Below are 19,313 nucleotides of genomic sequence, written 5' to 3'. Positions count from 1 at the left end.
AACTATAGAGACAAGGCATAAAGCCTTGTCTCTTTCTATTACACGCATGCAAATATAATCAAATTTTGATTATTTGTACTCCTGCCAGCTCTTAATCTGAATATCTTCTACGTTCATATTGCAGAAAGCGTCGATAAAGGCGCTGGCCAGACGGGCGTTCGTGATCAATGGAATGTTATGATCGATCGCCGCACGGCGGATCTTATAGCCATTGGTCAACTCACGTTTGCTATGATCTTTCGGGATATTTACTACCAATTCGAAAGCGTGATTGCTGAACATATCCATGATGTTCAAATCACCTTCCTCATCCGGCCAGCAAACGGCGGTTGCCTTGATTCCATTATCGTTCAGGAACTTGGCGGTTCCGTGCGTACCATAGATCGTGTAACCCTTGGCATCCAGCATCCGGCAAGGCTCCAATAAATCGACCTTGCTCTTAGCTGCGCCGGAAGAAACTAAAATGTTCTTCTTAGGAATACTGTTGCCTACGGCGATCATGGCGGAAAGCAAAGCCTCGTTGAAATCGTCGCCGATACAACCTACCTCGCCGGTGGAGCTCATGTCCACACCTAATACGGGGTCTGCCTTGTGCAAACGGGCGAATGAGAACTGGGAAGCCTTGATACCGATCCAGTCGATATCGAACGCGCTCTTATCCGGTTTCGTATACGGAGCGTCCAGCATGATGCGGGTAGCCGTCTCGATAAAGTTGCGTTTCAATACTTTAGATACAAACGGGAAACTACGTGAGGCACGTAAGTTACATTCGATTACTTTCACGAAGTTATTCTTCGCCAAGAACTGGATATTGAACGGACCGCTGATGTTTAACTCCTTCGCGATCATCTTGCTTACTTTCTTGATACGACGGGCTGTCTCGAAGTAAATCTTCTGAGCCGGGAACACCAAGGTAGCGTCACCGGAGTGAACACCGGCGAACTCGATATGCTCGGAGATCGCGTACTCAACCACCTCGCCATTCATAGCGACAGCGTCGAACTCGATCTCTTTCGTTCCTTGCATAAACTCGGATACGACCACCGGATATTCCTTGGAAACCTTAGCGGCCAAATCCAAGAACTCGATCATCTGCTCTTTCGTATGGCAAACGTTCATCGCCGCACCGGACAATACGTAAGACGGACGGATCAAGATCGGGAAACCTACTTTCTCGATAAACGCGTCGATCTCTTCCATGCTGGTAAGCTCTGCCCAACGAGGTTGGTCGATACCTAGCGAATCCAACATCGCGGAGAATTTATGACGGTTCTCGGCACGGTCGATTGATAGCGGGGAAGTACCCAATACCGGAACATTCTGGCGGTAGAGTTTCATCGCCAAGTTGTTCGGGATCTGTCCACCTACGGAGACGATCACGCCCTTCGGCAATTCCAGATCGATTACGTCTAGCACGCGCTCGAATGAAAGCTCGTCGAAGTAAAGACGGTCGCACATATCGTAGTCGGTAGATACGGTCTCCGGGTTATAGTTAATCATGATCGATTTATAACCTAGCTTACGAGCGGTCTGGGCGGCATTCACCGAACACCAGTCGAACTCAACGGACGAGCCGATACGGTAAGCTCCGGACCCCAAGATAATCACGCTCTTCTCATTCGGGTAGTAGGTAATGTCGTGCGGCGTACCGTCGTAAGTCATATATAGATAGTTGGTCAATTCCGGATGTTCGGAAGCGATCGTGTTGATACGTTTCACGGTAGGGAGAATGCCCATTTTCTTACGCAAGTTGCGTACGCGGATATTCTCTTTCTCCATATTGCCTTCCGGGCTCTCTACGTAACGAGCGATCTGGAAGTCCGAGAAACCAAGGCGTTTAGCCTCTTTCAATACATCCTCCGGAAGATCCTCGATCTTGTTGTAGCCTTTCAATACGTTGGCGTAATCCACGATATTCTTCAAGCCTTCCAAGAACCAGCGTGTGATCTTTGACAACTCATGGATCTTGTCTACGCTATATCCTTGTTCCAAGGCTTGCGCCACGGCGAAGATACGCAAGTCGGTAGGGTTCGCCAACTCCTCGTCCAAGTTATCGAAGTGGATATCGTTGTTACCTACGAAACCATGCATTCCTTGTCCGATCATACGAAGACCCTTCTGCATGATCTCCTCGAAGCTCTTACCGATCGACATGATCTCGCCGACGGATTTCATGCTGGAACCGATCTGGCGGCTGACACCCACGAACTTCGTCAAGTCCCAACGAGGGATCTTCACGATCATATAATCTACCTCCGGCGCTTTGTACGCGGAGTTCGGGGTACCCATCTCGCCGATCTCGTCCAATCCGTAGCCCAACGCCAACTTAGCGGCGACGAAAGCCAATGGATAACCGCTGGCCTTGGATGCCAAGGCGGAAGAACGGCTCAAGCGAGCGTTCACCTCGATCACGCGGTAATCGCAAGTCTCGGAGTTGAAAGCGTATTGGATATTACATTCACCCACGATACCTAAGTGGCGGATCGTCTTGGTAGAAAGTTCCTTCAACAGGTCTAATTCTTTCTCGGTCAAGGAGCAAGTCGGAGCCACTACGATACTCTCGCCGGTGTGTACGCCTAGCGGGTCAACGTTCTCCATGCTCACTACCGTGAAGCAATGGTCGTTCTTGTCGCGGATCACCTCGAACTCGATCTCTTTCCAACCCTTCAAAGATTCCTCGACCAAAATCTGGGATGAGTAAGCGAAAGCGCTTTCCGCCAAGGTGCGAAGCTCGGCCTCGTCCTTGCAGATACCACTGCCCATACCACCTAATGCGTAAGCGGAACGGATCATTACGGGGAAACCGATCTTGTAAGCGGCAGCCACGGCGTCGTCCATGCTTTCTACGGCTTGGCTGATCGGGGTCTTCACTTCTATCTCGTTCAGTTTCTTAACAAATAGGTCACGGTCCTCGGTGTACATGATCGCCTCAACGGATGTACCCAATACTTTCACGCCATATTTAGCCAACGTGCCGCTGGTGTAAAGTTGAGTACCGCAGTTCAAAGCGGTCTGGCCGCCAAACGCCAATAGGATTCCGTCCGGTTGTTCTTTTTTGATAACTTCCTCAACGAAGTAAGGAGTGATAGGCAAGAAATATACCTTATCGGCTACTCCCTCGGATGTTTGGATAGTCGCGATATTCGGATTTAGCAATACGGTACTGATCCCTTCTTCTTTCAGAGCCTTTAACGCTTGCGAGCCAGAGTAGTCAAACTCCCCGGCCTGTCCGATCTTCAGGGCACCCGAGCCCAGAACAATCACCTTTTTGATATCACTTTTCGACATAGTAATTTGGGTTGTTTTGTTTATTATAATGATTTTAGAATATTATACCTTTATATTATATCACCGGACCGCTGGACACAAAAAAAATGCGTTAGTAAAAGTAACCAACGCATCTTATATAACCAAATTATAATCCCGTAAAATAGAGAAAAGAGCCTCAACCTCCGATATATAACCGGAATAGAACTTCGGATTATCCTTATGTGTCTTGTTTGTCATCTGCTCTCTCTTCAAAATTTCGGCAAAGGTATGGATTATGTCTGAAAGAACAAAGCTTAAATGCGAAAATCTATGCTGAAATAGTATTGTCTGTGTTTAACAGCCTCTAAATCCAGCTTAACACATCCATTATTTAAAAACAATCTTATGTGTTTCATAAGTATCATTGCCTATTTGGAGTCTTAATACATAGATGCCCGAAGGTAATGTATTAAAATCTAAGAGATCTCCTTCTCTCAAGAATGTCCCCTCCCTTACTAATGCTCCGGTTGATTGGTTATATAGAGTATAGGTTGGCCTAGTCTCTAACATAACACTGAATTGATCTTGGATTTGAGTTTCTTTTGAAATATTAACCATATGAGTGGACGAGGAAGTTGAAACAGAATAATAATATCCCGTAACAGATACTGTTTTTATCACATAAGACCCGGGTGTTCCACAAGTGCTGGTTGAACGACAGCCCACAATATAAGTTCCTGGTGCGGAGAAGGTAACACTGTTTGAATACCGATAGGCAGACATGCTAGCCGTGTTTGGACTGACCATCCATTGATAATTCCCTTCGTCTTCCATAAATATAGGGCTAGCCGTAAAAGATGCACTACCACCAGCCCCTACTTGATCCGGACCGGACACGGAAGTTATGGATGGGGCACCGATAGAAACAGTTTTCGCTACAGAAACTGAAGAGCCATTAGGAAGTACCACATTCGCATAAATCGTACCACTCATTGTTCCTCCCGGATTAGAGATAGCCCGAACCGTGATTGAATTACTATTCTGTCCTCCACTTACAATTTGTAGGCCACTGGTTCCTAATGTCCAATTCCCCTTATAATTACGATTTAACGTGTAGGTTTTATTTCCGGTACATGGCACTAAATTATCGCCGGATATTTGGGGATATACTTCTCGGACAGCCGCCTCTGCATCAAGCAAACCATATCCCATATTGGCATTCCAAGTTCCAAATGGATGTCCTGAAACTGTTGAGTAAGAATAAGATCCAATTTTTCTGGCAGAGTGTCCAAGTATATTTCGAACTTCAGCTTCTGTCAATTTTGGATTAATAGATAGTAGGAGTGCTGCAACGCCTGAAACTTGAGGGCAACTCGCTGAGGTTCCTCCAAAAGTAGAGAGATAATTTCCGGGATAAAGCCCGGCACTCCCCATTAAATCCAATGTGCGAATATCCCCTGTATAATCCAAGGCACCAGAAGGTGCAACCAGATTAATTTCTGAACCTCTTGCACTATAAGAACACAAAGCACCATTTTTATCAACTGCGCCAACTGCGATAACCCCATTAACAGTTGCGGGAAACGAAACAGAGGAACCAGAATTTCCTGCTGCAAAAACAACTACACATCCCAGTCCACCGCGTCCATTCGTTCTAGCATTATTTATGGCTGAGGTAATTGCATCAGCTACAGAACCACCCCAAGAGTTACTAATAACATCTGCTTCAGCATCATCCCACGCATAATTTATCGCAGCTGCAATATTAGAACTAGATTGACTATAAAATATATTAACAGGGACTATTTTCACTAGAGGGGCAATCCCTGCTATACCTAAATTGTTATGAGAAGCTCCAATAATACCAGCGCAGCATTCTCCATGTGGATTATTTGAGACTGGTGCTCCATTCCCATTGGCTAAACCCGGCGTAAAACCCGGCAAAAGTCTATCACCCAGATCCTCATGCCCTGCCACACCTTGATCGATAACAGCCACTTTTATCGAAGAACTACCTTTTGTCATACTCCAGGCTTCAGGAGCATTAATATCGATATTCCACGTCCCACCTAATTGTCCCGTATTATTTAAATAATATTGTTCGCTATAAAGAGGGTCATTCAGAAATTGAGTTATTCTCATTATAAAGTCAGGATGACAAAAATCGACCAAACCATTCTCATATATTATATTGGCATAAGTTAAAACATCAAACCCTTGATTCACGGATAATGTGTAAACCCCATATTTAGTTTGATCAACAACTTCTACTATCTCATTCATACCTGCTAATATAGAATCAATACTTACGCCATTTTTAGGCTTAAGCAGAATATGATTAGTTACATATAATGTATCTGTTCCATTTACTAAATAAGCAGGAGAAGCTCTTTTCACTAAAGGATCCGACTCGTATGCTTTAAAATCATTTTCAGAAAAGATATTGGATTTATTTTCTTTTACAATGATGTTCGGCGATATTTCATTAAATCCCTTATAATCCGAACTTAGCATTGGAGTTCGGATTAAATCGGCTTCTATATTCAACACAAGGTGTGATGAGTCTGGGGTTAAAGCGATTTTCCTATTTTGTGACCAATAATATTGCGCATTAACATCGCAATGTATTGAAGACAAAAGCACAATCACTAAAAGATATATCAAATTATTTGTTTTCATTCCAGTTCGTATTTAATTATTTCAACATTTTCAGCAATATACATAGGGACTTTGTTCGAAAGATATTCAGAGTTTGGGTCCCGTGGGTCATAAGATTCCGAAGGGTGAGGTATGGTAAAAGCATCCAATATCACACCATCTATGGCTGGATCATAAGCTCTACAATTGAATTTTATTGTATAGGCAAGCTTAACTGTACGATTATCGGGGATATACAGTTGTATGGCATTCGAGAAATTCAAGCCGGTTACACCAAGCTTCGGACCTTCATGAATTGCTACAAGACAGATATTATTATTTTCGAGCGCAATCATGCTTACAAAGCCGACCAGCCTATCATCTTTATCACAGCTTATACATACTATGACTAAGAAAAATGCAAGTCCTGTTATTTTTGTTTTTAGTTTTTGCATATAGTTGAATTTTAAGTTAAACAAATTTATTGGATAGTCATGTAACTGATGAATTAATTGAGAGGGACCGGATAAGTGATTATACCGGTTTTTTTCATTTTCGTTTGCTATATTGCAATATAGCTATACGAAAAGCGACCTGTAAGCAGAATGATAAACGTTATCTACGTTCTAGTATGTGCGCAAGTTATCAAAAAAAATTAAGCGTGCAAGAAAAAAATAGAATATTTTAGGTCCTAGATTCAACTAGAAGTGAATATTCAGAATTATAGTTTCGCCTAACCTGCCTCGTGAAGGATATAACTTTATCTCACTTTTTATTTTTATCTTTGTGCGACTAATCTGAAAAAAGAAAGCTTATGGCACGGATAACGATTCCTTATGCGGTAGCGGATTTCGTAGATTTACGGGAACGTGGTTATTATTATGTGGATAAGACCGATTTCATCCCGAGCTTGGAAGATTATAACGCTCCTGTTTTCCTCCGTCCCCGGCGTTTCGGCAAGAGTTTGCTTATCTCTACCTTGGCGTGTTACTATGACCGCACCAAGGCCGATCGGTTCGAGGAGCTGTTCGGCAGGACTTGGATCGGTGAGCACCCGACGGAGGAACATAATCGGTATATGGTCGTGCGCTATGATTTCTCCAAGATGGTGATGGCTGATGACATGGAGGGGTTGGAACGGAATTTCAATGACCTGAATTGTTCTGCGGTGGAGATCATGGTGACGCATAACCGGGACTTGTTTTAAGGACTTCCGGTTCTCTAGCCGTGGTGATGCTTCCAAGATGCTTGAGGAAGCTTTGGGGTACGCCCGCGAGCATGGATTGCCAAAAGTGTATGTGCTGATCGATGAGTACGATAATTTCACCAATCAGCTATTGACGGCCTACAAGGATCCGCTCTATGAGCAGGTAACCACGAAGGACAGTTTCCTGCGCACCTTCTTCAAGGTGATCAAGGCGGGTATTGGCGAGGGGAGTATCCGTACCTGTTTCTGCACGGGGGTTCTTCCCGTTACGATGGATGACTTGACAAGCGGATATAATATAGCGGAGATCCTGACCTTGGAACCGGAATTCCTGAGTATGCTGGGCTTCACGTATAAGGAAGCGGAGGTCTACTTGCGTTACGTGCTGGATACCTATACGGAGGGGCAGGATCGGTTCGATGATGTTTGGCAATTGATCGTGAATAATTACGATGGTTATCGCTTCTTGCCGGAGGCCGAACCCTTGTTCAATTCCACGATCCTGACCTATTTCTTCAAGAAATTCGCCGTTCGTAAAGGTGGAATCCCTAGTGAGCTGGTGGATGAGAACCTGCGTACGGATATCGGTTGGATCCGTCATCTGACTCTTTCCCTTGAGAACGCCAAGGAGATGCAGGACGCCTTGGTGATCGATGATGAGTTGTCCTATAACGTTTCCGACCTGTCCAGCAAGTTCAACAAGAGGAAATTCTTCGACAAGAGCATCTATCCGGTCAGCCTCTTTTATCTGGGCATGACCACGCTGCGGAGTAATTACCGCATGGTGCTGCCCAACCTCACGATGCGCAGCATCTACATGGACTATTACAACGAGATGAATCATATCGAGGGAAATGCCCAACGCTATGTCCCCACTTACGAGCGTTTCACCGAGGAGCGTCGTTTTGAGCCGCTGGTGCAAAACTACTTCGAGCAATACCTCGGTCAGTTCCCTGCGCAGGTGTTCGACAAGATCAACGAGAATTTCATCCGTTGCTCCTTCTTCGAGCTTTGTTCCCGTTACCTGAGCAGCTGCTATACGTTCGCCATCGAGCAGAACAATTCGGCGGGACGTTCCGATTTCGAGATGACCGGTATCCCCGGCACGGACTATTACAAGGACGACCGGTTGGCGGAATTCAAGTATTTCAAAGCGAAAGAAGCGGAGCGCATGCTGGCGCTCAGCGATCCCCGTCCCGAGGACGTGGCGCAAGTGCTCGCCTACGCCAAGGATACCAAGGTGAAGTTCCCACACTATCATGTCCGTTCCTACATTGTATATATCTGTGCCAACAAAGGATGGAAATGCTGGGAGGTGACTCCGTGATATTATTCCAATTGCTTTATTAATAGTACTTTGTGGTGCCAATGATGTGCCATGCTATTGGCACAGTTGTGCCACCTCGATGGCAAAGGCGTGCCACTGCGATGGCACACGCATGCCACGGTGATGGCACATCCGTAACATGGGTAATGGCACAAGCCTCTCTTCCTTGGTTTACCAGTCGTACTCCTCGAAATAAGCGTCGAAGTCTTTTGGTTCCTTCACCCCACAGCGTTTAAGCGCATTCAATACGACCTGTTGCTCGGAGGGTGAGAGCGGCCTTTCTCCCTTGCGGACACGGTAGTAAGTGCGCCGGCTGAAGTGCCTCATGAGTCCCGGGATAACGGAGAGCATCTGTTTGTGTGGCAAGCTCTCCAATAGGCTTACGAATCCCGCGGCATAGCGTACTTTCTTGTTCGGACGGTAATAAGGGCAAGTTCCCTTCAATGAGGCGAGGTGTCTCCTCGTTAAAGGTGATTGTTTGTTTCGGCGTTCTGGAATAGGGGTGTTTACGCATACGGCCTGCCTCATGAATTTACGAGGTAGGCCGCGTAAAAATAGCTATTATCAAGTACTTATTTAACCGTAACATTCCATCCGGAAAGAATACCTCCGTAGAAGTAAAAGTCTACGCAGAATGTCTTTCCTGTGTTCAGCTCTTTGACCTCGTAGTATTTCGTGGCACCTTTTTCGTTCACCAATTTATAATCGGCGATATTCGGAATAGGCACGTTGGCGAGTTCTTTGATCTTTGCGTTTATCCTATTCAAGATATCCATGCTCTCGAAAGGATTCGTTACTTTGGTGCTCTTGGATAAAGCCGGATTCACCCCATTGTTCTCGGCACGAACCGCACGAACACTATCTGCATAAGCCTTGAACATCGCACGGCTTTCCGGAGTGCGCAAAGCGGATACGGTAAAGATAGAGATTCCTTCCGCCCCATGATTCAGTGCGGCATCCATGGCATTCTCTATATCGTCGGCTACCATCAGTCCGCAGTAAAGCGTGGTTTTCGGGTTCTTATCCCGGACATCCTCTATCATACAGTCTGAGATAAAACTAATATCTTCCGTGTAGAAGTTATGGTATACCATGGGGAAGACAATGTCCAGATTCCATTTCCCCCAGTCTTGACGAACCATTTTGGATGCCATCTTGGGCGTAGGGAAAGGAGAGGCTGCCATTTTCTTGCCGTAAGAGTGAACCACGTCGGCGATCATATTAGCGACCTCGGTAATCTGGTCACAACGGAATTGGAGCCATTTCTCGTCTTGCGAGGGATCTTCTTGTTCTTTTGGATCATATCCGTAAGCGGCCTTGAACTTCTCGATCATGGCCGGGTGATAACCAAAATCCCATTGCGGATATTCTTGGTCTTGCACGATACCGTATTTCGGCCAAAGGGTAGTCGGCAGGATAACATCCACGAAACGGTTGTAATCGATAGCGATACCGTTCAAACCCTCTACCTCGCAGTAAGCTTCTATTTTCTTCTTGATAAACTCCCGTACCTCGGGTAAGGCGGGGCACATAAATTTGTAGTAATCCACGTAAGCGGTCGTATCGGCCAAGCTTTGTCCATTGCGGTTTACGCTGAACCATTCGGGATGTTCTTTTAAGATAGCGTCTCGGTCATGTTCCGGATTCATCGTCCATAACCAAGCGTAGACCTCTATACCATGTTTCTGGGCGATGGGAATAGCGGCCCGATAATCATCCGGAGTAGGGGCGTTTAGCATGACACCGTCTATCCCCGCCTCATTCATGATCGTACAGATGGAGTCGAAATTCATTCCGGGCTGGTAATCCAACCAAGTCCAGAACATCGGATAAGCATCTTTCGTATCATTTTTCGGGGAACTGCAAGCACCTACGCAGCAAGCTACCAGAAGCAATACTAAATAATTTATGTGTCTCATAAGTTTAATGAATTTGATTAACGATTTATCCGTTAAAGATACGTATTCCTGTTTAATGCCGTTCTTTTTTCAGCGTAAATATCGGTAAATAAAAGAAGATGCCTAGGATAGACATGATAAGGCCGCCTATCGTTCCGGCGGCGAGCGGGAACCAAAAGGCTTCTTTATCGGTGCCTAGCATGAACGGGATAAATCCGAGTATGGTCGATATAACGGTTAGGAAAATCGGTGTGATCTTGGCGTTCCATGCCTTTAGATAAGCACGGATTGGGGAAATAGCGGGTATCCGTTCCCGAATTTGGTTATATTCGTTTAAGATATAGATACTGGCGTTTACCGTGATACCGCATAATAAAACGAAGGAGGCGAATCCACCTTGGTCGAAGTTCAGTTTGAACCAATAGAAGGTCAGGAATACCCCGATATAAGAGATCGGTATGACAAAAATGACCGCCAGCGGTTGTTTCAAGGAATTAAACAAGATACTGGTCGTAAAGAAAATAATAACGATGATCAAGAATAATAACGCATATTGTTTATTATCTTTCTGATCCCATGACCAATAGTTCTTTTCCGCTTTAGCCGTATATCCCATAGGCAGGATCTTGTTAAACTCTCTAAGTTCCCTTTTCTGTATCTTCTCGCCTTGTGAGGAGGCTCCGATATATTCATATTGCAGGCAGAGCCTGTATTGCTGGTTTACTTTCGCTATCTGTTGAGGGGTCTGGCTTTTCTCGACGATAGCGAGTTCGGACAACTTATAGGATTTATCACGGATGGTTTGAGGTACATATTGCATACTCCAGATATCGAACTCCTTTGATTGGCGAGAAGAAAGTTTTAGCTTTTCCGTCTCGTTATCAACGACGATGGTACCTGCGTAGATATCTTTACCGAAAACAGGCCGGATAGACGCGAATAAATCGATAGGCAATATATCCGCTTGCGCCATACGGGATTTATTCAAGTTGAAGTAGAATTCCTGATAATCATCCTTCCACCAAGAAAACTCGGAATTGATCAATACTTCCTTGATACGGCGATACGTAAGCAATTTCTCCCGTAGTTTCTCCGCCCATTCGTATAACTCGTCATAATTATATCCGTACATCTCGATCCGGAAAGAACCTGCGTTCTCACGGACATCATTGCTGAAACCTTGGTCCATAAGTCCCCATACGCCCCAACTTCCACCACCTAATTCCAACGCTTTGCTAATCACCCTGCTTTTCAAGGTGTAGGGGAAACCACTTCGCTCGTTCTCACGGGTGAAATAGACGTTGATACTGGCTTGACGTGCGTTATAGATACTGGTCTGGAATTGCCGTATTTCCTTATAGGTACTCAAGTAAGCCTCCATTCGGTTGATCAAGTGGTTCATTTGATCAAGGGTCGTACCGTTCGGCATGGAAGCGCTGATACTTAATACCGTTTCTTCATTCCGGGTAAAATAACTTCCCTCGTATACCTTTTGGACAAATAGGCGCAAGGTTCCTCCCAAACTCTTATCGACGATAGGTTTTATCGTTTCCTTCCAAATACCTTTCGCCGCGAATTCATTGTAGCGAGCGATCCACAAAGAGTCCCTTGCGGATAGATCCTTCTCTTCCGGCTCGATCTTCTCCGGCAATAAAAATATCGGTAGTCCGAAAGCCAGTACTAGAATAAGGCAAGCCAGCTTTTTCCAATTGCAAAGGAAACGGATCTGCGCCCGGTAATAATGAGAGAAATAGACTGGGAAACGGTGTATGAACGACCGTATCGGACGGACCACCGGATGTTGTCCCCAATGACTCCGGGCTTTTGGGGAAGAAGAAGCGACTTTCTTCCGGTGCAAATTCATCTTGTCGATCAATGCCGGAACCAAGAATAGTGCGATGAACAAAGATACCGCCAGATTGATGATCACGACAGCGGCGAAATCCTGTAAGTTCAACCGTATCTTCTCATCCAAGAAGAAGATGATCACGAGGGCGCCCATAGTCGTCAAAGTGGCCGCCAGAATAGACAAGAACGCTTTCCGGTCATGATGGTGCCGGATATGATCGGTCATCACGATCGTATTATCGATCACCAAGCTGAGAGAGATCGTGATACCCGCCAGCGAGTACAATTGCATCTCCAACCCTAATAAATAATAAAGGATAACGGCTATACACAGGTTGATACTTAAACTGATGATGATCAAGAACAGATAACGTACATTCCGGGTAATCAGCAGAACGAAGAGCAAGAGGATCAAGATGGTCAAGCCTGTACGGACGTAGATTTTATCCAATTCTTCTTGGATAAATTCGGTAGCGTCGTAACTGGTATGGATCTCGTAACCGGGAGGAAGCAAGGTGCGGATATGTTCCATTTCTTCCTTCACTTTCTTGGCTAATTGCAACTGGTTGGCAGTCTCTTCCGCACGGATAGACAGGTAAATAGAGTTTAAACCATTGATCCGGTAGTAACTTTGCGGGGCCTCTTCTTGCCGGGTTACCTTTATCAATTGATCCAGCCGGATTAAGCTACCATCTTTGTTTGCGACGGTGATATGCGATGGTTCGAACCCATTCGTGATCTTTTCCGGCATTAACGCCAGACGAATCCATTCCTTGCTGGTATCTCCTTGTCCCATATTAGCGGTTCCAAGGAACTCTTTTTTGTAATATTGGCTGATCGCCGATTGGATATCCTCTATCGTGATCCCCAGATCCCGTAGCTGGCGGCTATCGTATTCCAAGCGCCATTCCATAGGGGTCGCTCCGCTTACATCGATACGATAAATACCTTGCACGCTGCTAAGCCGGGGCTTTATCTGATCCTCGGCGAATCGCTGGATGAATATCGGGGTAGCGGAAGCGTTCAAGGTATAACTCATGAACGGGCGTGATTCCTTGTCGTCCGGACGGCTCATCTCTAAAATCGGATAACTTAATTCTTTCGGAAGGTCCGGCCACGTCTGCCTAACAATTGTTGATGCCTCAAAACGTGCGGCATCTATATTCGTATGTTTATCTAGTTCTAAAGTAATCCTTCCCCATCCGTTTCCCGAGGTCGAGGAGATCTCTTTGATTCCTTTGATACGGGCAAGCATCGCCTCCAACCGTGAGGTTACCTCCATCTCGATAACCCTCGCTGAGTTGGAGGGCATATTATAGCTGATACTTAATTTCGGCAGCGTACGGGAGGGAGATAGCTTGATCGGCAATAAAGGCACGAAAGCGATCCCCGCCAATGCGATACAAAGGAAGGTGACGATGATCGTAAAGGATGATATGTTCGGCTTAGAACCCATGCTCGTAATCAAATTCGTTGGCTAATGAGATGCCTGTCTCGAAATCATGTAAGGTGAGCTTACGTATTTTGTAATAGCTCAACCAATAATTTTGCAAGGCCGTGATATAATTACGTTGCGCTTCCTGCTGTCGGTTCAAGGAGAGCGTAAGGCTATTGATATCCGCTTTGCCGATCATGAAACGTTGCTTGGTCTCGTTATAGGCCATGATTGCGATGTCCAAAGCCTCTTCGGCGCTGGCGATCAGGTTTTGCTGTACATTGAAATCGCCGACAGTCATGATTACGTCTTCCTCCAGAGTGACTTCCGTCTGCCGTGCGGATATTTGCGTAACATTTAGATTGCTTTTGGCTATATTGTATTTACCCTTCCGTACTCCCCAGTCTATAAGGGGAATAGAGATAGATATCGATACCAAGTCCTGCTGCAGCGGATTCTTGTAAACTTCCTTAAACTGGGTCGCTACTTGATTGAAACCGATACTGGCATTCAAGGAAGCGTTGAATAAGGTTTCCTTTTTGGTCTTATCCACTTGTTGCTCGGCCTCTAACACCTCTTGCCGCACTTCCAGAAACTTGGGGTTATTCTCCCGGGCTAACGTCAATGCTTGATCCACCGGAATATCCATATCATGGGGGCGTGACGGCAGACGAAGCCGTATCTTCGTATTCTTATCGAAATTCAAATACGAGGCCAGACTGAACATGGCTCGCTTCAAGGCTATATCGGCGTTTTGTAACGTATTGCGGGCATTGATCGCATCCAGCTTGAGTGTCAGTAAATCCGCTTGACTAATAGCCGCGATCTTATGCCGCTCTTGGCCGGTACGGTATAACGTATCGGTTGTCGCTACATTTTCTTTGGCCATATCATATTCTACTTGAGCCATGGCTAAAGAGAAAAAATAAGTGGTGGCTTGCTCGCTGACGGTCTCGATATTATAAAGCAACTCTTTCTTTACTTTCTCATATTTTAGAGGCTCTATCTTCTTCTCCCACCGGAAAGGATTGTATCCCAATAAATCTTGGCTGTATCCGATACGGATTGGAACGGAGGTGAACTGATTATAAGTATTCGAGCCGAAATAGCGCATATACCCCAGATCCGTATCCACGAAGAAACTACCACCCAGCATATCGAAGTTCTGCTTGATCTTTAAGTTTCCTCCCGCATAAAAGGACTGTTGCTTACGGTATTCGTCAATGTCTTTTTCTGAATCGTATCGTTTCGTGATATCCCGGTAATATTCGGCGGGTGTGATATTCAATGTAAGACTAGGCAGTCGCTCCGCTTTGTAATTACGAAACTCCCAGTAGCCGGACAAGAATAGGTTTTTCGTACGAAAAGCCTCCAGCGAGCTATCGGCGGCCAATGAGATCGTCTTCTCAAGGGAAAGGACGAGCGATTGGGCCGATACTCCTTCGGCTAATAGCGAACAGAACGCGTATAAAACTAGGAATGTCCTCTTGTATCTTTTTTTCATAATGCATGTCTCCTATAGATAAACCAATAAACCAAAGGGATAATAAATAAACTGACTACCGTACCGATCAGCATCGCCGAGATCATGGCAATGGAGAGTGGCTTTTGCAACTCACTACCCATATCGAACGTGAATAGTAGCGGTACCATACCGAATATAGTTGTCAATGAGGTCATGATAATCGGGCGCAGACGGCGACGACCCGCCTCATGGATCGCTTCCATCAAGGGTACACCTTCTTTCCGAAGCTCATTGATCGCGTCCAGTTTCAAGATAGAGTCGTTTATGATGATACCGCAAGTTACCACGATACCGATAGCACTCATCAGGTTTAAGGTATGCCCGCATATCCATAATACCAGTAAGGAGGCGGCTACGTCTATAGGTATTTCCAGCAGGACGATCAAGGGCTGCAAGAAGCTCTCGAATTGCGCCGCTAAGATAAAGTACATCAAGAGAATGGATATGAACAAGATGACGACCAGTTCATTCAGCATTTGTTGGTTCGAGAAGAAGCTTCCCGAGAAATCGATGTCCCAATTCGTCTTATCTTTGGATTCGCTGCGGACGAGCTCCCGAATATTTTCCATTAACTGTTCCGCATTCTCTACTTGATAGAAGCTAAAAGGAATATATTCCCCGTTCTTTCCAGCGGTGAGTATCTTCAAATCCTCTCCGGGAGTAATTTTTGTTACTGCACTAAGAGGGACATGATTCGTCTTTTGGTTTTCGTCCGGTTGCGTACGGATTAACGTATTATGTAGGATATGATCGACCGTTTGCTCGTTTCCGGCTAGCGTGATCGGTAAATACTGTTGATAAGAGCGTAAAGTAGCGACTTCATTTTCCTTGAAGGCCGTCTTAAGTACCCGGTAGACCTCTTCATAGGAGATATTATAAAGTAATAGTTTCTGATGGTCTATGGATATGTTTAATTGATTCTCGAAAGCTACGCCAACGGGAGCGAGACCGGTCTTACTCTCTAGTGTTTTCTCTAGTTTTTGCAAAGTAGGGGCATCCGGAGCTTGTTCTTTGTTACGGGCATAGAACTCGGCTACGATATCGGCCTCACCGGTTACGAACAGTTTCTCAAACACGGTCTCCGGCGGAGAGAACGATAATACGGCTGTCGGGTAATTTCGCTTTACCCAAGCGGAGATTTCTTGTTGTAAAGGAGCGATAGCATCGGTCTCTTCTGTCTTGAAATAAAGCTCTACTTCCGAGATGGATAATTCCCTGTCTCGGTTTAGCAGGAATTGTTGCTGTCCGATATAGGCCGTGTGTTGCGCACCTAACCGATCGGCCTCACCAAATAATTCGGTGACTCTCTTTCTATTCTCATCAATATGGATGTTCTCATTCCATTCAACATGTGCGATTAACTCATTCTGATCGATTTCCGGCATCCGGCTTTTGGGGATCATATAGAATAGGATCGCGCAAAGGGGGATGGTGACAGCTACAAATAGTAGGCTAGTGGTCTTATGCCTGAATATGAAATCAACCCCTCCGTCATAGAATCGGTCCAGCGTATGCTCCTTGATCAAATTGTTTATTTTCAGGTTGAAAAAGGAATGCTTGATCTCCGGTATGCTGTAAACTAATTTGTAAAGTACAGGCAGTAACATGATTCCAGTGAAATAAGAGACCATTAAACCAACCGTAACAGCAAACGCCTGATCGAAGAAAATCGCTCCCGCTATACCACTCATAAATACCAGCGGGACGAATACGGCGATCGTGGTAAATGTGGAACTAAGCATGGGGGTGATTACTTCTGTGGTCCCTTTTATACACGCTTCTTCCAGATTATCTCCTTTTGCCCGGTATTGCGCTATATTCTCCGTCACGATGATGGAACTGTCTATCATCATACCCAATGCCAAAATCAATCCGGATAGGGAGATGATATTTAAGGACATATTGAAAAGGTAGAAGAACAGGAAACTAATGATGATACTGACTACCATACTTAGTCCGATTACCGCCGGGCTTTTTACGTCCCCGAGGAAAAGGATCGCCACGATGCAGATAAATAAGAAACCTAACGATAGATTCTGTTTGAGGTTGGAGATCGTATAATCCAATAACTCGGTCTGGTTTCTTGTGATCGTAAATTCAATATCCGGGTAAATAGACTTGAAATAATCGGTAACCTCGGCAAGCGCCTCTTTCATATTGTCCATATTCTCATCCGCTTGCTTGATAACGGCTAATGTAACGGCCCTTTCCCCGTTGGCTAGCGATAAGCCGGTTTCTTTTTCCGGTACGACAGCTACTTTTGCCAGATCTTTTATCTGGAAGATTCGGTCATTCTTACGGATATAGATATTTTGTACGTCTTCCGGTGTACGTAATAAGGTAGAAAATTTAATATTGTACTCATAATAACCATCCCGTACGGTCATGCTTCCCGGCTCTATATTATTGGCAGACAAGGCTGATTCCAAATCATTTAACGTAATATCAGCCATATCCAAGAGTTTCATATCCGGTACGATCTGTAATTGCCGTCCTAATATGCCCGTGATATCCACCATCGCGACTTCCGGCAACTGTTCGATCCTTCGCTTGATTACTGTTTCTGCGAATTGGCAAAGATCGAGGAAAGCCTCGTCGTTTTCAATTGTCTTGAGTGTGAGGTTGAGGCAAAACACCGGAATGTCCGTAGCGCTCGCCTTGACTACCCGTGGACGTTCTACCTCACGGGGCAGGTAATTCATGGCGGCGTCTATTTTCTCATTGACCTCTATAAAGGCAAGATCCGTGTTCGTGCCAAAGTCGAAGCTAAGGCGGATAATACCCGCTCCATCGCGAGTCTCGCTATGGATATCCCGTAATCCTGCCACTTGCATCAATTGCAAACGGACCGGCTTTACGACAGTATTTTCCAATTCCCGTGCGGATGTATTTTGTCCGGATATCTGAACGGTAATCTCAGGTATGGCGATATCAGGCAATAAGGAGACCGGTATGGTGAAATAAGTCACCAACCCCACGATAAAGCAGGCCGTAAAAGCCATCAATACCGCTATCGGACGTTGTAGCAGGAAGCGAATCATACGCAACTAATTTTCAATTCTCAATTCTCAATTCTCAATTTTCAATTACCTTGACCGGTGACTCATGCGCCAGATTAATATTGCCGCTTGTAATCACGACATCCGCTTCTTTCAATCCTTCCAAAAGGGTATAACTATCCGCGTTTTCCAGTCCGGTGCGCACGTAGTTCCAATAAGCGTGCCCATCAACTAAAGTAAATACGACTTGTTTTCCGGAACGTAATACCACAGCCGTTTTAGGTACGACCAATTGCTTCCCAAGCGAGCGTTGTACGCTAACCCGTACATTCATGCCTTCGAATAATTTACCTTTGTCGTTTACCGCCGCTTTCACTTGTACCATCCCGTTCTCATCCACTAGCGGGTTGATCTCGGATATACGTCCTTCAGTCTTTAAGCTGGTGGTGGCGAAAGGGGTAACTTCCACTTTATCTCCGTTTTGGATAAGCGGCAACTCACTTTCCAATACGGTGAAAGAGGCTTCCAGACTATGAGGATCGATAACGGTACAGAATGCGTCCGTCGTAGACGCCACGTTCTCTTGTTTAGCGAAAAGGTTTGCGATAATACCGTCGAAAGGCGCGATTAGCGTCGCATTCTGTTCCTCATATTGGGCAAGTTGATATTGGGCGAGCGCCAGATCATATCCACTTTTTACCCGTGCTAGGTTGAGCGTCGCAGGCGGGACTTTCGCTGAGTCTTCCAGCATATATCCTTGACCGATCAATACGTCTTTTAATTCAAGCCTCGCTTTCTCTAGGGCATCCTTGGCTTGCGCTGTTTTGTTCGTGAGCCGGAAAGTAGCGAGTTCCGCTATTTTCTGTCCTTTGTTTACCCGGTCTCCGTTCTTCACGTAGATGCGGGCGATGGGTTCTGCCGACTCAAATTGTAAGTCCACCAACTTGCGAGCGGACAGTTTACCATTGCTTATCAACTCATGATTAAATTCCGTTTGCTTCAAAGTCATGATCGTGACTTCGTTCGCCTCATCCGGCAATACGGTTTCTACGGAATCCTGTGTGGTATCTGTATCTTTCTTTTCTCCGCCGCATGCGCTTAAACAGAATAAAAGCGTAAAGGTCAACAATTTATAGTATTTCATACTCGTATGATTGATCGGTTTGTACAATTTGTCATTCGCAAATA

General features: G+C 45.4%; 9 protein-coding genes and 1 pseudogene. 1 reads left to right on the top strand and 9 read right to left on the bottom strand.

Annotation, left to right across the window (positions count from 1 at the left end):
• Positions 1-69: 69 nt before the first annotated feature.
• The 3 genes from carB to CI959_RS05550 all read right to left on the bottom strand — a co-directional run bounded on the left by carB (position 70) and on the right by CI959_RS05550 (position 6,341).
• Positions 70-3,288 (bottom strand): carbamoyl-phosphate synthase (glutamine-hydrolyzing) large subunit, encoded by a 3,219-nt coding sequence (gene carB / locus CI959_RS05560; protein WP_005859594.1) that lies wholly within the window; start codon positions 3,286-3,288, stop codon positions 70-72.
• Positions 3,289-3,636: 348 nt separating this feature from the next.
• A complete protein-coding gene (locus tag CI959_RS05555) occupies positions 3,637-5,928 on the bottom strand; it encodes a S8 family serine peptidase (RefSeq protein ID WP_005859593.1) in 2,292 nt (763 codons plus the stop codon).
• The gene (locus CI959_RS05550) at positions 5,925-6,341 is read right to left on the bottom strand and encodes a hypothetical protein (RefSeq protein ID WP_005859592.1); all 417 of its coding nucleotides are present in this window, start codon (positions 6,339-6,341) and stop codon (positions 5,925-5,927) included. The genes CI959_RS05555 and CI959_RS05550 overlap by 4 nt, the downstream gene beginning before the upstream one ends.
• Before the next feature lie 359 nt (positions 6,342-6,700).
• On the opposite strand from CI959_RS05550, the pseudogene CI959_RS05545 reads away from it, so the two are divergent.
• Positions 6,701-8,420: pseudogene (locus tag CI959_RS05545) on the top strand (AAA family ATPase).
• Positions 8,421-8,591: 171 nt separating this feature from the next.
• Here CI959_RS05545 and CI959_RS05540 read toward each other — a convergent pair.
• Genes CI959_RS05540 through CI959_RS05515 form a run of 6 tightly spaced genes read right to left on the bottom strand, consistent with a single transcriptional unit; the run spans position 8,592 to position 19,269 of the window.
• Positions 8,592-8,948 (bottom strand): DUF6078 family protein, encoded by a 357-nt coding sequence (locus CI959_RS05540; protein ID WP_008779157.1) that lies wholly within the window; start codon positions 8,946-8,948, stop codon positions 8,592-8,594.
• Positions 8,949-8,992: 44 nt separating this feature from the next.
• Positions 8,993-10,339, bottom strand: a complete 1,347-nt coding sequence (locus CI959_RS05535) for a hypothetical protein (protein ID WP_008779158.1) — start codon at positions 10,337-10,339, stop codon at positions 8,993-8,995.
• Between the two features lie 52 nt (positions 10,340-10,391).
• On the bottom strand, positions 10,392-13,622 hold the full coding sequence (locus CI959_RS05530; RefSeq protein WP_057316288.1) for an efflux RND transporter permease subunit: 3,231 nt from the start codon (positions 13,620-13,622) through the stop codon (positions 10,392-10,394).
• Positions 13,612-15,105, bottom strand: coding sequence for a TolC family protein (locus tag CI959_RS05525; RefSeq protein ID WP_005859576.1), 1,494 nt, complete (start codon positions 15,103-15,105; stop codon positions 13,612-13,614). The genes CI959_RS05530 and CI959_RS05525 overlap by 11 nt, the downstream gene beginning before the upstream one ends.
• Complete coding sequence (locus tag CI959_RS05520) at positions 15,102-18,167, bottom strand: efflux RND transporter permease subunit (protein WP_011967319.1); 3,066 nt, start codon at positions 18,165-18,167, stop codon at positions 15,102-15,104. Before CI959_RS05520 ends, CI959_RS05525 begins: the two co-directional genes overlap by 4 nt.
• A gap of 34 nt (positions 18,168-18,201) precedes the next feature.
• Positions 18,202-19,269 carry an efflux RND transporter periplasmic adaptor subunit gene (locus CI959_RS05515; protein WP_005859574.1) on the bottom strand — a complete coding sequence of 356 codons (1,068 nt, stop codon included), beginning with the start codon at positions 19,267-19,269 and terminating at the stop codon, positions 18,202-18,204.
• Positions 19,270-19,313 lie beyond the last annotated feature (44 nt).

Origin of the sequence: Parabacteroides sp. AT13 (genome assembly GCF_002272965.1) — a bacterium.
Taxonomy (GTDB): Bacteria; Bacteroidota; Bacteroidia; order Bacteroidales; family Tannerellaceae; genus Parabacteroides; species Parabacteroides distasonis.
This window is presented reverse-complemented; position numbering and strand designations above follow the sequence as displayed.